This is a genomic window from Pseudomonas sp. SR18 (assembly GCF_023701505.1).
GTDB classification, from domain to species: Bacteria; Pseudomonadota; Gammaproteobacteria; order Pseudomonadales; family Pseudomonadaceae; genus Aquipseudomonas; species Aquipseudomonas cyclaminis.
Map to the genome: position 1 here is coordinate 19,190 of NZ_JAMQAU010000002.1, position 13,147 is coordinate 32,336.

Annotated in this window: 11 protein-coding genes; 2 read left to right on the forward strand and 9 right to left on the reverse strand. The window is 61.5% G+C overall.

Going from position 1 to position 13,147, the window contains the following annotated elements; translation table 11 throughout:
• Positions 1 to 16: 16 nt before the first annotated feature.
• The 4 genes from NDJ82_RS03900 to NDJ82_RS03915 all read right to left on the reverse strand — a co-directional run bounded on the left by NDJ82_RS03900 (position 17) and on the right by NDJ82_RS03915 (position 6,154).
• Positions 17 to 1,723 (reverse strand): putative 2-aminoethylphosphonate ABC transporter permease subunit, encoded by a 1,707-nt coding sequence (locus NDJ82_RS03900; protein WP_158879170.1) that lies wholly within the window; start codon positions 1,721 to 1,723, stop codon positions 17 to 19.
• A gap of 1 nt (position 1,724) precedes the next feature.
• On the reverse strand, positions 1,725 to 2,789 hold the full coding sequence (locus NDJ82_RS03905) for a putative 2-aminoethylphosphonate ABC transporter ATP-binding protein (protein ID WP_099585881.1): 1,065 nt from the start codon (positions 2,787 to 2,789) through the stop codon (positions 1,725 to 1,727).
• A 238-nt stretch (positions 2,790 to 3,027) separates the two neighbouring features.
• Positions 3,028 to 3,891, reverse strand: a complete 864-nt coding sequence (locus NDJ82_RS03910; RefSeq protein WP_032884193.1) for a LysR family transcriptional regulator — start codon at positions 3,889 to 3,891, stop codon at positions 3,028 to 3,030.
• Positions 3,892 to 3,907: 16 nt separating this feature from the next.
• A complete protein-coding gene (locus NDJ82_RS03915) occupies positions 3,908 to 6,154 on the reverse strand; it encodes a heavy metal translocating P-type ATPase (protein WP_250924970.1) in 2,247 nt (748 codons plus the stop codon).
• Between the two features lie 85 nt (positions 6,155 to 6,239).
• On the opposite strand from NDJ82_RS03915, the gene cadR reads away from it, so the two are divergent.
• Entirely contained in the window at positions 6,240 to 6,680 is a 441-nt protein-coding gene (gene cadR / locus NDJ82_RS03920) for a Cd(II)/Pb(II)-responsive transcriptional regulator (RefSeq protein ID WP_099585884.1), read from the forward strand.
• A 142-nt stretch (positions 6,681 to 6,822) separates the two neighbouring features.
• Here the strand turns inward: cadR and NDJ82_RS03925 are convergent, their stop codons facing one another.
• The 3 genes from NDJ82_RS03925 to NDJ82_RS03935 all read right to left on the reverse strand — a co-directional run bounded on the left by NDJ82_RS03925 (position 6,823) and on the right by NDJ82_RS03935 (position 9,372).
• The gene (locus NDJ82_RS03925) at positions 6,823 to 7,656 is read right to left on the reverse strand and encodes a thymidylate synthase (RefSeq protein ID WP_015886389.1); all 834 of its coding nucleotides are present in this window, start codon (positions 7,654 to 7,656) and stop codon (positions 6,823 to 6,825) included.
• A 55-nt stretch (positions 7,657 to 7,711) separates the two neighbouring features.
• The gene (gene lgt, locus NDJ82_RS03930; RefSeq protein WP_099585886.1) at positions 7,712 to 8,524 is read right to left on the reverse strand and encodes a prolipoprotein diacylglyceryl transferase; all 813 of its coding nucleotides are present in this window, start codon (positions 8,522 to 8,524) and stop codon (positions 7,712 to 7,714) included.
• Between the two features lie 65 nt (positions 8,525 to 8,589).
• Positions 8,590 to 9,372 carry a sulfite exporter TauE/SafE family protein gene (locus NDJ82_RS03935; protein WP_032884198.1) on the reverse strand — a complete coding sequence of 261 codons (783 nt, stop codon included), beginning with the start codon at positions 9,370 to 9,372 and terminating at the stop codon, positions 8,590 to 8,592.
• A 122-nt stretch (positions 9,373 to 9,494) separates the two neighbouring features.
• Between NDJ82_RS03935 and NDJ82_RS03940 the strand changes: the two genes are divergently transcribed.
• Complete coding sequence (locus NDJ82_RS03940) at positions 9,495 to 10,241, forward strand: NRDE family protein (protein ID WP_250924971.1); 747 nt, start codon at positions 9,495 to 9,497, stop codon at positions 10,239 to 10,241.
• A gap of 99 nt (positions 10,242 to 10,340) precedes the next feature.
• On the opposite strand, the gene ptsP is transcribed toward NDJ82_RS03940, so the two are convergent.
• The gene (gene ptsP, locus NDJ82_RS03945; protein ID WP_032884201.1) at positions 10,341 to 12,620 is read right to left on the reverse strand and encodes a phosphoenolpyruvate--protein phosphotransferase; all 2,280 of its coding nucleotides are present in this window, start codon (positions 12,618 to 12,620) and stop codon (positions 10,341 to 10,343) included.
• A gap of 22 nt (positions 12,621 to 12,642) precedes the next feature.
• Positions 12,643 to 13,122, reverse strand: a complete 480-nt coding sequence (locus tag NDJ82_RS03950) for an RNA pyrophosphohydrolase (protein WP_049713461.1) — start codon at positions 13,120 to 13,122, stop codon at positions 12,643 to 12,645.
• Positions 13,123 to 13,147 lie beyond the last annotated feature (25 nt).

Sequence of the window (13,147 nt, forward strand, 5' to 3'; positions counted from 1 at the left end):
ACACCTCCTTCAGGGATTATTGGCCGGGCGCGGTCTGGCGCCAGGCTTGGGAGCGGCGCAACGCGCCACGTGAGGCCCACGCCAGCAGCAGCGAGACGCTGGCCGAGGTGAACAGGATCAGGGTCGACATGGCCGCCGCGCCGCCCACGTTGCCGGCGTCGTCCATGTTCAGCACGGCGACGGCGGCGAGAATGGTGTCGGGGCTGTAGAGGAAGATCGCGGCGGACACGGTGGTCATCGCCGAGACAAACAGGTAGCGCACGATGTCCAGCAACGCCGGCAGGCAGATCGGCACCGTGACGCGCAGGTAATGGCGGTACAGCGGCGCCTTGAGCGACAGCGCAGCGGCTTCAAACTCAGCGTCCAACTGGCGCAGTGCGGTGGTGGCAGTCATCTGTGCAGTGGTCAGATAGTGCGCAATGGTGCACACCACCAGCAGGGTCATGGAGCCGTAGAACACATGCAGCGGGTTGCCGTTGAGGTTGAAGAAAAACACGTAGCCCAGGCCCAGCACCAAGCCCGGCACGGCCATCGGCACAAAGCTGAGCAGGCGCAGCGCCAGGTTCAAACCCTTCTGGCCTTTGGTTTTTTCCATCAGGTAGGCGCCGGTGAAGATCAGCACGCTGCCGATCAGTGCCGTGCACAGGGCCATGGCCAGGCTGTTGCGATAGGCCAGCCAGCCGCCACCCGCCGTGTCTTCAAACTGATAGTGATTGAGCGACAGCGACAGGTTGTACGGCCAGAATTTCACCAGCGAGGAATACACCGCCATGCCGAACACCAGCAGCAATACGGCGCAGATCAATAGGACGATGGCCAGGTAGCAGCCATCCCTCAGCCGCGATGGCGCCGGCCGGAACACCTGGGCGCGACCGCTCATGGAATCGCCATGACGCCGGCGCAACCAGGCATCCACGCCAAAGCTGAACAGCGCTGGCAACAACAGCACCATACCGATCAAGGCGCCGCGACCAAATTGTTGCTGGCCGACCACCGCTTTGTAGGCTTCCAGCGCCAGCACCTGATAATCACCGCCAACCACCACGGGCACGCCGAAGTCGGTGATGGTCAGGGTGAACACCAGACAGAACGCGGCGAACACCGCCTGGCGCGTAGCGGGCCAGGTGATGCTGCGAAATGCCCGGGCCGGGCTGGCGCCCATGCTGGAGGCCGCGTCGAACAGCCGCGCATCGGCCAAGGAGAGCGCCGACAGCAGAATCATCAGCGCATGTGGGAAGGTGTAGATCACCTCCCCCAGAACAATCCCCCAGAACCCGTAGATATTCTCCGAGAGCAGCCCGCGCAACATGCCCTGGTTGCCGAACAGGTAAACCAACGCAATCCCCGGCAGCATCGAAGGCGCCATCAGCGGCAGCAGCGACAGGCCACGCCAGATCGCTTTGCCCGGAATCAACGTGCGTTGCAGGGCGTAGGCAAACAGATAGGCCAGCGGTACGACAATCGCCGCAACGCTGAGAGAGACTTTCAGGCTATTGCCCAGCAGCCAATGGAAGTTGGCGCTGGTGAGCAATTCCCGCGCAGCCACCAGCCCGCCACCTTGCCCGGCCTCGCTGCTGAAGCCACGCCAGAAGATCGCCAGCAATGGCATCAACACCGCTACGCCGAGTAAAAGCAGCCATAGCAGTTTGCCGCCGAGCACGAAGAAGCGGTCGCCGATTTCGGCACGGGATATCTGACGCGGCAGGGTCATAACAGCGGCCATCTCAGGCAAACACCTGCAGGCTGCGTGGTGGCAAGGCCACCCAGATATCCTGGGCGCCCAGGCGCGGCATGGCTTCGGGGGCCAGTTCGGCCAGCAGCGGATGGCCAGGCAGTTGCTCCAGTTCAAAGCTCATGCGGCAGCGGTTGCCGAGGAAGGTGATCTCGCGGACCTTGGCCGGGAACAGGTTTTCCTCGTGCACTGGCGGATTGACGCTGATGGCTTCCGGGCGACAGAACAGGCGACCGGACCTGGCCGCGCCGGCATCGTCGGCCAGGCGCATGTTCATCCCGCCGACCTGGGCATGGCTCACGCTGTTACGGCTGAAGGGCAGCCAATTGCCCTGGCCGACAAACTCCGCCACGAACGGCGTGGCCGGGCGGTCGTAAATCTCCTGGGGCGTGGCGTATTGCTCGACCTTGCCGTTGTTCATCACGGCAATGCGGTCGGCCATCAACATGGCTTCGTCCTGGTTGTGGGTGACCATCAATGTGGTAATGCCCAGGCGTCGTTGCAGTTGGCGCAACTCGGTGCACAGGTGCTCGCGTACGCGGGCGTCGAGGGCGGACATGGGTTCGTCCAGCAGCAGCAACGAAGGCGCCGGCGCCAAGGCACGGGCCAGGGCCACGCGCTGCTGTTGGCCGCCGGAGAGCTGGCCGGGGTATTTCTTCTCGCTGCCCACCAGACCGACCAGTTCGAGCATCTGCCCAACACGCTGGCGCACTTCATCACGGCCGCTGCCGGTGAGGCCGTAGCCGATGTTCGCTTCGATGGTCAGGTTGGGAAACAGCGCGTAGGACTGGAACAAAATGCCGTAGTCCCGTGCCTGGGGCGGCAGCAGGGAAACGTCACGATCACCCAGGTAAAGTTCACCACTGTCCTGACGCTCCAGGCCGGCGATGCAACGCAGCAGGGTGGTCTTGCCGCAGCCGGACGGACCCAGCAGGCACACCAGCTCACCAGCGGCGACGTCCAAGGACACGTGGTCCAACGCGGTAAAGGCGCCGAAGCGTTTCTGGATACCGCGCACCTTCATGGGCGCGCCGGGTTGGGTCAGGGCTGTGTGCATGGTGGCACCTCATCGAACGGATGAAGGCCATGCTAGGAGGGCAATGCGTCGCTCGTGTGGCAGGAAGGCAAAACGTGGCGATAGTGGTATTGGTGGATTTGGGTAGGGGTCATATAGGTGTGGTGTCTGGACTACTGCTATTGGGGGGCAAGCCCCCTCCCACATTTTGATGTGTGAATACGTTCAAGTGTGGGAGGAGGCTTGCCCCCGATGAGGCCCTGAAAGCCACCAAAAAATCTCAGATCGGCGACATTTCCTGCGCCAACCCCAGAAACGCCGCCGGCAGCCGCGCGCCTTTGCGCTCCTTGAGGCAGTACAAATACTCCGGAATCTGCGGCGCATTTTCGATGGTCAGTACCCGCAGTTGCGGGTCATGGGGCACTTCCTGGCGGGCGATGATGCTGATGCCGATATTGCGCAGCACTGCCTCCCGGATGGACTCGCGGCTGCCGATTTCCAACAGTGGGCCGTAACTTACGCCGGCGCCTTGGAGCATTTCTTCCGTCAGCCTGCGTGTAGTGGAGCCCGCTTCTCGCATCAACAAGGTGTGCCCGGCCAGGGCGGTCAGTGGCACATGATCAAGCTTGGCCAAGGGATGATTGCGATGCACCGCCAGCACCAGGGGGTCGGTGCCGAGCACGCGGCGGATCAAGCGCGGGTCTTCCAGCAACTGGGAGGAAGCGGCCACGTCGACACGGTACTCATCCAATGCTTCAAGCACCTGCTGGGAGTTGCCGATGTCCACTGACACTTCCACATGGGGCAAGCGTTCGCGAAAGGCTTTGACCAGATCGAGGATGTAATACGGCGCCGTCGCAGCTATGCGCAAGGCGCCCTGGAGTTGGCCGCTGTTGCGCAGGAAGAACTCGATGTCCGCTTCCTGTTGCAACAGCGCCTTGACCATCGGCAGCAACCGCGCGCCATCGTCGCTGACCGTGAGGCGGCGGCCACCGCGATAGAACAGCTCCACGCCATACTGGCTTTCCAGGTTGCGGATCTGGGTGGTCACGGTGGGCTGGCTCAGGCCGAGTTTTTTCGCCGCCTGGGTAATGCTGCCCAGGCGGGCGACCATAAAAAACGCCTTCAGCTCAGCACTCAGCACACCGCCCTCTCATCGTTTATTTGCGCAGCAGGCGCAGGCCATTGAACACCACCAGCAGGCTCACGCCCATATCCGCGAACACCGCCATCCACATGGTGGCCATGCCCAGGAAGGTGACTGCGAGGAAGATCGCCTTGATCACCAGCGCCAGGGCGATGTTCTGCTTGAGGATACTCGACGTTTGCCGCGACAAACGAATGAATGCCGGGATCTTGCGCAAATCATCGTCCATCAGCGCCACGTCGGCGGTCTCGATGGCGGTGTCGGTGCCGGCAGCGGCCATGGCGAAACCGATCTCGGCGCGAGCCAGCGCCGGAGCGTCGTTGATGCCGTCACCGACCATGCCCACCCGACGACCTTGACCATAAAGCGCTTCGATGGCCTGCAATTTGTCGGTGGGCAGCAGATCGCCCTGGGCCTGGTCGATGCCCACCTGGGCCGCAATCGCCTGAGCGGTGTGGGTGTTGTCGCCGGTGAGCATCAGGGTCTTGATGCCCAGTTCGTGCAGTTGCTGGATGGCTTCGCGGCTGCTGTCCTTGACCGTATCGGCTACGGCGAACAGTGCCAGGGGGCCGGATTTGTCGAGCAGCAGCACCACGGACTTGCCCTGCTTCTCCAGGGCGAAGAGTTTCTCTTCCAGCTCGGGGGAACACAGGCCGAGGTCTTCCACCAGGCGATGGTTGCCCAAGTGGTAGGTCTCACCGTTGATGTCGCCGCGCACACCACGACCGGCCAGGGCTGCGAAGTTATCCACAACATGCGTCGGCAGCTTTTTATCCACAGCCGCATTGGCGATTGCCAGGGACACCGGGTGGTCGGAACGCCCGGCCAAACTGGCAGCCAGGGCCGGTGCGCTGTCCGCAACGTTGGGGAACAACGCCAGGTAATCGGTTTGCACCGGTTTGCCGTGGGTGATCGTGCCGGTCTTGTCCAGCGCCAGGTAGTCGAGTTTGTAACCGCCCTCCAGGTACACGCCGCCCTTGATCAGTATGCCTTTGCGCGCCGCCGCTGCCAGGCCGCTGACGATGGTCACCGGGGTGGAGATCACCAATGCGCAGGGGCAGGCGACCACCAGCAGCACCAGGGCGCGGTAGATCCAGTCGAACCACAGGCCGGCCATGAACAGCGGCGGAATAATCGCCACGCCCAAGGCAAACAGAAAGACGGCCGGGGTGTAGATCTTCGAAAAACTATCAACGAAACGCTGGGTCGGCGCCCGTGAACCTTGCGCCTGCTCGACGGCGTGGATGATGCGCGCCAGCGTGGAGTTATTGGCCGCTGCCGTGACGCTGTATTCCAGGGAGCCCGCCTGGTTGATGGTGCCGGCGAAGACTTTATCGCCCACGGTTTTTTCAATCGGCAGGCTTTCCCCGGTGATCGGTGCCTGGTCGATGGTGGATTGGCCAGCGGTGACTTCACCGTCCAGGCCAATGCGCTCGCCGGGCTTAACCCGCACGATGGCGCCCAATTCGATGCTTTTGACTTCCTGTTCAACCCAGCTTCCATCCGCCTGCTGCACCGTGGCCTGTTCCGGGGCCATCTGCATCAAGCCGCTGATGGCATTGCGCGCACGGTCCAGGGACTTGGCTTCAATCAACTCGGCCACGGTGAACAGGAACATCACCATGGCGGCTTCCGGCCACTGGCCGATCAGAATCGCGCCGGTCACAGCGATGCTCATCAAGGCGTTGATGTTCAGGTTGAGGTTTTTCAGGGCGATCCAGCCCTTTTTATAGGTAGTGAGGCCACCGCTGAAGATCGACACCAGCGCCACGATGGCTATCACCCAGGTCGGGGCCGCATTCGTGAAGTGCAGCACTTCGGCGCCCAACGCGCCGACGCCGGACAAGGCCAGCGGCCACCAGTGTTTCCTGGCAGGCGGCTCGGCGGCGGGGGTGCCCTCCTCGATCGGATCGGCCTGCATGCCCAGGGACTTGATGGCATCAATGATCGGCACAGTGCTCGGCAGGTCGTGGGTGACGCCAAGGATGCGGTTGATCAGGTTGAATTCCAGTTGCTGCACACCGGCGAGCTTGCCCAGTTTGTTCTGGATCAGCGTTTGCTCGGTGGGACAGTCCATGGCTTCGATGCGGAAGGTGCTCAGGCGCGAGCCCGCAGTGGGCGCTTCACTCAACGTGACCACGGCAGGTGCTGCCTTGCTTGCACAGCAGGAGCCAGCATGGTTGTGCACTGGCGTCAGTTTCTGGGGACCATGGTCATGATCATGGTCGTGTTTATGCGGGGTGTGGATGGAATCGCTCATTCTGTCGCGTCCGTAAAGGTGCCTGTTGCCAAGTAAAGACCCTGTAGCCACTATAGGGTCAAGCACCCATTTGGAGATTGCTGCGATGAAGATCGGCGAATTGGCCAAACTGACCGACTGTCAGGTGGAAACCATCCGGTATTACGAGAAAGAAGGCCTGCTGCCGCCCCCGGCGCGCACCGACGCCAACTACCGGGTGTACACCCAGGCGCACACCGAGCGGCTGATCTTTATCCGCAATTGCCGCAGCCTCGACATGACCCTCGAAGAAATTCGCAGCCTGCTGGGTCTACGGGACAGTCCTCAGGACCAGTGTGAAAGTGTGAATGCGTTGATCGACGAGCATATCCACCATGTGAAAGCGCGGATCGATGGGTTGTTGGCGTTGCAGGTGCAGTTGCTGGACTTGCGCCAGCGCTGCGGCGGCGGGCCGGAGTGTGGGATTTTGCAGCGGCTGGAGGTCAGCGGGAGTGTTGCGGCCAGCGAGGCTGAGCACTCACATGTGGGCAGAAGCCACGGCCATTAACTCAAGCAAACACAGTTCAAATGTGGGAGGGGGCTTGCCCCCGATGACAGAGTTTCAGCCAACCAATATTTAGCTGATCCACCGCTATCGGGTGCAAGCCCCCTCCCACACAAAAGCCCACATCTGAAGACGAAGGTGGGCTCTAGATAGCCACGTCGGCCTTGATGCTTGGGTCGGCGTCGTAACCCACAATCTCGAAGTCTTCGAACTTGTAGTCGTAGATCGACGCAGGCTTACGCTTGATCACCAACTCCGGCAGCTTCTTCGGCGTACGCGCCAGCTGAGTGCGGATTTGTTCCATATGGTTGCTATAGGCATGGGTATCGCCAGTGGTGACGATGATCTCATGAGGGATCAAGTCGCACTGTTGGGCCAGCATGTGGGTCAGCAGCGCCAGCGCAGCAGTGTTGTACGGCAGGCCGAGGAATACGTCGGAGCTGCGGATGTACAACTGCATCGACAGATGGCCGTCATGCACGAATGCCTGGTACAGCAGGTGGCACGGTGGCAGGGCTTGTTTGCCGTTACGCGCGTTTTCCTGGGGGCTCTTGGTTTCGTCGGGCAGGTACTCGACGTTCCAGCCGTGGAACAGGATGCGGCGGCTGTTGGGGTTGGTCTTGAGCGTGTGGACCATGTAGTCGATCTGGTTGATCGTGCCACCGTCCTTGGTTGGCCAGGCGGTCCATTGCTCGCCGTAGACCGGGCCCAGGTCGCCGTCTTCGGTGGCCCATTCGTCCCAGATCTTCACGCCGTTTTCGTTGAGCCACTTGATGTTGGTGTTGCCGCTCAACATCCAGATCAGCTCATTGGCGATGCTTTTGAAGTGAAGCTTCTTGGTGGTCAGCAGCGGGAAGCCGTCGGCCAAGTTATGCCGATACTGACGGGCGAACACAGCCTTGGTGCCGGTGCCGGTGCGATCGCCCTTGGTCAGGCCATTGGTCACGACGTCGTTCAGTAGTTCGAGATATTGCTTCATGTAAGTACCCGTATCGTTGAAGCCGGGGCCCGCGCGCAGGCCCCGGCATTCGAATTTAAAGCGCAGCGTTCTTCAGCGGCTGCGGGCGATTGTACGCCCACCACAGCAGGCCGAGGCCGACCAGGATCATTGGAACACTGAGCACCTGGCCCATGGTCAACCAGCCCCATGCCAGGTAGCCCAACTGCGCATCCGGCACGCGCACGAATTCGACGATGAAACGGAAGATCCCGTAAAACAGCGCGAACATGCCGGAAACGGCCATGGTTGGGCGGGGTTTACGCGAGAAAATGTACAAAATGAGGAACAGTGCCACGCCTTCCAGCGCGAACTGGTACAGCTGCGACGGGTGACGCGGCAGTTGCGCAGGATCGCTGAACGGCGGGAACACCATGGCCCACGGCACGTCGGTCGGCTTGCCCCACAGCTCAGCGTTGATGAAGTTACCGATGCGCCCGGCGCCCAGGCCGATCGGCACCAGCGGCGCGACGAAGTCCATCAGTTGGAAGAATGACTTGCCATTGCGCCGGCCAAACCACCAGGCGGCGATCATCACGCCGATAAACCCACCGTGGAACGCCATGCCGCCCTTCCACACTTCGAAAATCAGTGTCGGGTTGGCGAGGTAGGCGGACAGATCGTAGAACAACACATACCCAAGACGCCCGCCCACGATGACCCCCATCGACAGCCAGAAGACCATATCGGAGAGTTTTTCCTTGGTCCAGGTCGGGTCGAAACGGTTCAGGCGCCGGGAGGCCAGCAGCCAGGCGCCGCCGATGCCGATCAGGTACATCAACCCGTACCAGTGGATTTTCAGCGGACCGATGGCCAGGGCCACCGGGTCGATCTGCGGGTAAGGCAGCATTGCGACTCCTCGTTAAATCATGCGTTATGGCGACCGGACCATGCCCGGACGCGATTAAGTCTGCGTTACAGTAAAAAATTCAAACCCACGCAAAATAGCAGGCCGGCGAACAACCGCTTGAGCAAGCGCGGCGACAACCGATGCGCCAGGCGTGCGCCGAAGCGGGCAAACACCATGCTGGTCAGGGCAATGCCCAGCAGCGCCGGCAAATACACGAACCCTAGACTATGCGCGGGCAGCAGCGGGTCATGCCAGCCCAGAATCATGAAACTTAATGCACTGGCCAAGGCAATCGGCAGTCCACAGGCCGAAGATGTGGCCACCGCCTGCTGCATCGGCACGCTGCGCCAGGTCAGGAACGGCACGGTCAGCGAGCCGCCACCAATCCCGAATATCGCCGACGCCCAGCCAATCACCGTACCTGCCAGCGTCAGGCCGACTTTACCGGGCACCGTCCGGCTGGCCTTGGGCTTGACCTCCAGGGCCAGTTGTACGGCGATGATCAGCGCGAACACGCCAATGATCTTCTGCAAATGCGGGCCGGAAATCGCCTCGGCAGTCAGTGCGCCAAAACCAGCTCCGATGAGGATGCCAACGGTCATCCACACAAAGATCGGCCAACGCACCGCGCCACGTCGGTGGTGCTCACGCACAGCATTGACCGAGGTAAAGATGATCGTTGCCAGGGACGTGCCCACGGCCAGGTGCGTCAACACCTGCGGGTCGAAGCCCTGCAAGGTGAAGCTGAACACCAGCACCGGCACGATAATGATCCCGCCGCCCACGCCAAACAGCCCGGCGAGCACGCCCGCGCAGGCGCCCAGCAGCAAATACAGCAGAAATTCCATGGGAGCCCCCGAAACAAGTCCGGCATGTTAACGGATGGAAGGCATGCGGCCCAACTGGATACGATGGAACACCGCTGCTGGTGTGGGTACAGTGGCAAAAAAACACAAAAGGGAATCGCCTGATGTGCCTGATTGTTTTCGCCTGGCGGCCGGGCCACGCCCAACCGCTGATCGTCGCGGCCAACCGTGACGAGTTCTACGCCCGCCCCAGCCTGCCGCTGGCTCAGTGGCCGGATGTGCCCGAAGTCTATGCCGGTCGCGATCAGGAAGCGGGCGGTACCTGGCTTGGAGTGAACGCCGATGGGCGATTTGCGGCCCTGACCAATATCCGGGATCCCCACCAGCCGCCGGCACGTAAGTCACGCGGGGAGCTGGTGGCGCGGTTTCTCAGTGGTTCGCTGCCCATTGATCAGTATTTGGCCGACGTTAATGGCCGTTCGATTGAATATGCCGGGTTTAACCTGCTGGTGGGCACACGGGATGAGCTGTGGCATTACAACGCCAACCAGACCAAGCCCACACGATTGGAGGCTGGCGTGTACGGCTTATCCAACGCCGGCCTGGATACGCCGTGGCCAAAGTTGCTCAAAGCCAAGAAGGCGTTGAGCGCGGTATTGGATGATCCACAGCCGGAAACCTTGTTGGGGATTTTGAGTGATCCTCAAACGGCGCCGTTTGCAGACCTGCCAGATACCGGAGTGGGCTTGGCGACGGAAAGTCTTTTATCCAGCGTGTTTATTGCCAGCCCAATTTATGGGACGCGGGCGAGTACGGCGCTGATTGTAAATGCCAACGGGACGCGGCAGATGGTGGAGCGTAGTTTTGGGCCGCATGGTGGCCGACTTGGCGAGGTCGAACTGAGGATTTAGCGGTGCTTGAGCGAGCGCTATCGCGGGCAAGCCCGGCTCCCACAGTTGAAATGCATTCCAATGTGGGAGCTGGCTTGCCTGCGAAAAAGGCGACTCGGTCTAGAGGGTTTTAGCGGAGGCCGGGTTGATCATCCGCGTCAGCCCCAGGTTCTTCAGCGCCAACTGCAGCGAGCTGTGGATAACTTGCGGGTTGTCGATAGTCATCAACTCGGCCAGCAGATCCTTGGCCATGCTCAGCTCAACCTGGCGCAACATCCACTTGACCTTCGGCAAGTTGGTGGCGTTCATCGACAGGCTGTCAAAGCCCATCGCCATCAACAGCACGGCCGCCGCCGGGTCACCGGCCATTTCACCGCAGATGCTCACCGGCTTGCCTTCGGCATGGGCGTCGCGCACCACGTGTTGCAGCGCTTGCAGCACCGCCGGGTGCAGGTAGTCGTAGAGGTCGGCCACCCGTGGGTTGTTGCGGTCCACGGCCAGCAGGTATTGGGTCAGGTCGTTGGAACCCACCGACAGGAAGTCCACCTGCCGCGCCAGCTCTTTGGCCTGGTACACCGCTGCCGGGATTTCGATCATCACGCCAATCGGCGGCATCGGTACGTCGGCGCCCTCGTCGCGCACTTCGCCCCAGGCACGGTGGATCAGGTGCAACGCCTCTTCCAGCTCATGGGTACCGGAGATCATCGGCAACAGGATGCGCAGGTTGTTCAGGCCTTCGCTGGCCTTGAGCATGGCGCGGGTCTGTACCAGGAAAATTTCCGGATGGTCGAGGGTCACGCGAATGCCGCGCCAGCCGAGGAAGGGGTTGTCTTCCTTGATCGGGAAATACGACAGTGACTTGTCGCCGCCGATGTCCAGGCTGCGCATGGTCACCGGCAACGGGTGAAAGGCTTGCAGTTGCTCGCGGTAGATCGCCAGCTGCTCCTTCTCACTCGGGAAACGCTGGTTGATCATGAACGGCACTTCGGTGCGGTACAGCCCTACGCCTTCGGCGCCTCGCTGTTGCGCACGGGCCACGTCGGCCAGCAGGCCGGTATTGACCAGCAGCGGTACGCGGTGACCATCGGTGGTCACGCACGGCAGCTCGCGCAATGAATCCAGGCCCAGGGCCAGTTGTTTCTCTTCTTCCACCACTTCGGCGTATTGCTTGCGCAGCACGTCGCTGGGGTTGGTGAAGACTTCACCGCGATGGCCATCGACGATCATGTCGATGCCGTCGACCTTGGAATACGGCAGGTCCACCAGGCCCATCACTGTCGGGATGCCCATGGCCCGAGCCAGGATCGCGACGTGGGAGTTACCCGAACCGAGTACCGAGACCAGGCCCACCAGTTTGCCTTCCGGCACTTCGCCGAGCATGGTGGCGGTCAGTTCTTCACTGATCAGGATGGTGTTGTCGGGGTAGACCAGGTTGGTGGTGCGGTCTTCCTGCAGGTAAGCCAGCAGACGGCGACCGAGGTCGCGCACGTCCGAGGCGCGCTCGCGCAGGTAGGCGTCGTCCATCAATTCGAAACGGTTGACGTGATCGGTGACCACCTGACGCAGGGCGCCCTGGGCCCATTGGCCGGTCTTGATCACGGTTTTGACTTCGTTCCCGAGGGACGCGTCGTCGAGCATCATCTGGTACACGTCAAACAACGCACGCTCTTCGGGGCGCAGTTGAGTGGCCAGCTTGGTCGACAGGTTGCGCATGTCGGCGCGCACGCCTTCCAGGGCGGTCTTGAACAGTTTGATTTCGGCGTCGATGTCGTTGACGGTCTTGTCCGGCACTACATCGAGGTCGGCCGGTGGCAGCATGACCACCGCCGTACCGACGGCCGCGCCCGGCGAACCCGGCACGCCGACGAACTTGGCTTCCTGGATGCCCTTGCCCTGACGGCCCAGGCCGCGAATCGAGCCCGTGGCCTCGGCGTGGGCAATAACCCCGGCGAGCTGCGCGCTCATGGTCACGAGGAAGGCTTCTTCACCTTCGTCGAACTGGCGGCGTTCTTTCTGCTGGATGACCAACACGCCGACAACGCGGCGGTGGTGAATGATCGGTGCGCCGAGGAATGACGCGTAGCGCTCTTCGCCGGTTTCGGCAAAGTAACGATAACGCGGGTGATCGGCCGCGTTTTCAAGGTTCAGGGGTTCTTCACGCGTCCCCACCAGGCCCACCAGACCTTCATTGGGCGCCATGCTGACCTTGCCGATGGAGCGCTTGTTCAAGCCCTCCGTGGCCATCAGCACAAAACGGTTGGTCTCTGGGTCCAGCAGGTAAACCGAGCAGACCTGGCTGCCCATGGCTTCCTTGACGCGCAACACAATAATCCCCAACGCCGCCTTGAGATCCTTGGCGGAGTTAACTTCCTGGACGATCTTGCGCAGCGTATTGAGCATGGCTCGGGGTCGAACTCCGTCGTCAGTCGCGCGCTAAAAGGCGCGGGGCAAGCTCTTTGAGAGCGCGACGATAAACCTCGCGCTTGAATGTCACCACCTGGCCCAGCGGGTACCAATAGCTGACCCAACGCCAGCCATCGAACTCCGGCTTACCGGTCAAATCCATCCGCACCCGCTGCTCGTCGGAGATCAGGCGCAGGAGAAACCATTTCTGCTTCTGGCCGATACACAGCGGTTGGCTGTGAGTACGCACCAGGCGCTGCGGCAGACGATAGCGCAACCAGCCGCGGGTACAGGCCAGAATTTGCACATCTTCGCGCTCAAGGCCGACTTCTTCATTCAACTCACGGTACAAGGCGTCTTCAGGGGTTTCGTCGGGGTTGATTCCGCCTTGAGGAAACTGCCAGGCATCTTGGTTGATTCGGCGAGCCCATAGCACCTGTCCGGCATCATTCGTAAGAATAATCCCGACATTAGGACGGAAACCATCGGGGTCGATCACGGCAACAACCTCGCAAACGCATGTC

Bases quoted from the DNA above. Each gene is read 5' to 3' on its own strand.
- NDJ82_RS03900 (WP_158879170.1), bottom strand. From the start codon at position 1,723: ATGGCCGCTGTTATGACCCTGCCGCGTCAGATATCCCGTGCCGAAATC.
- NDJ82_RS03905 (WP_099585881.1), bottom strand. From the start codon at position 2,789: ATGCACACAGCCCTGACCCAACCCGGCGCGCCCATGAAGGTGCGCGGT.
- NDJ82_RS03915 (WP_250924970.1), bottom strand. From the start codon at position 6,154: ATGAGCGATTCCATCCACACCCCGCATAAACACGACCATGATCATGAC.
- cadR (WP_099585884.1), top strand. From the start codon at position 6,240: ATGAAGATCGGCGAATTGGCCAAACTGACCGACTGTCAGGTGGAAACC.
- NDJ82_RS03925 (WP_015886389.1), bottom strand. From the start codon at position 7,656: ATGAAGCAATATCTCGAACTACTGAACGACGTCGTGACCAATGGCCTG.
- lgt (WP_099585886.1), bottom strand. From the start codon at position 8,524: ATGCTGCCTTACCCGCAGATCGACCCGGTGGCCCTGGCCATCGGTCCG.
- NDJ82_RS03935 (WP_032884198.1), bottom strand. From the start codon at position 9,372: ATGGAATTTCTGCTGTATTTGCTGCTGGGCGCCTGCGCGGGCGTGCTC.
- NDJ82_RS03940 (WP_250924971.1), top strand. From the start codon at position 9,495: ATGTGCCTGATTGTTTTCGCCTGGCGGCCGGGCCACGCCCAACCGCTG.
- ptsP (WP_032884201.1), bottom strand. From the start codon at position 12,620: ATGCTCAATACGCTGCGCAAGATCGTCCAGGAAGTTAACTCCGCCAAG.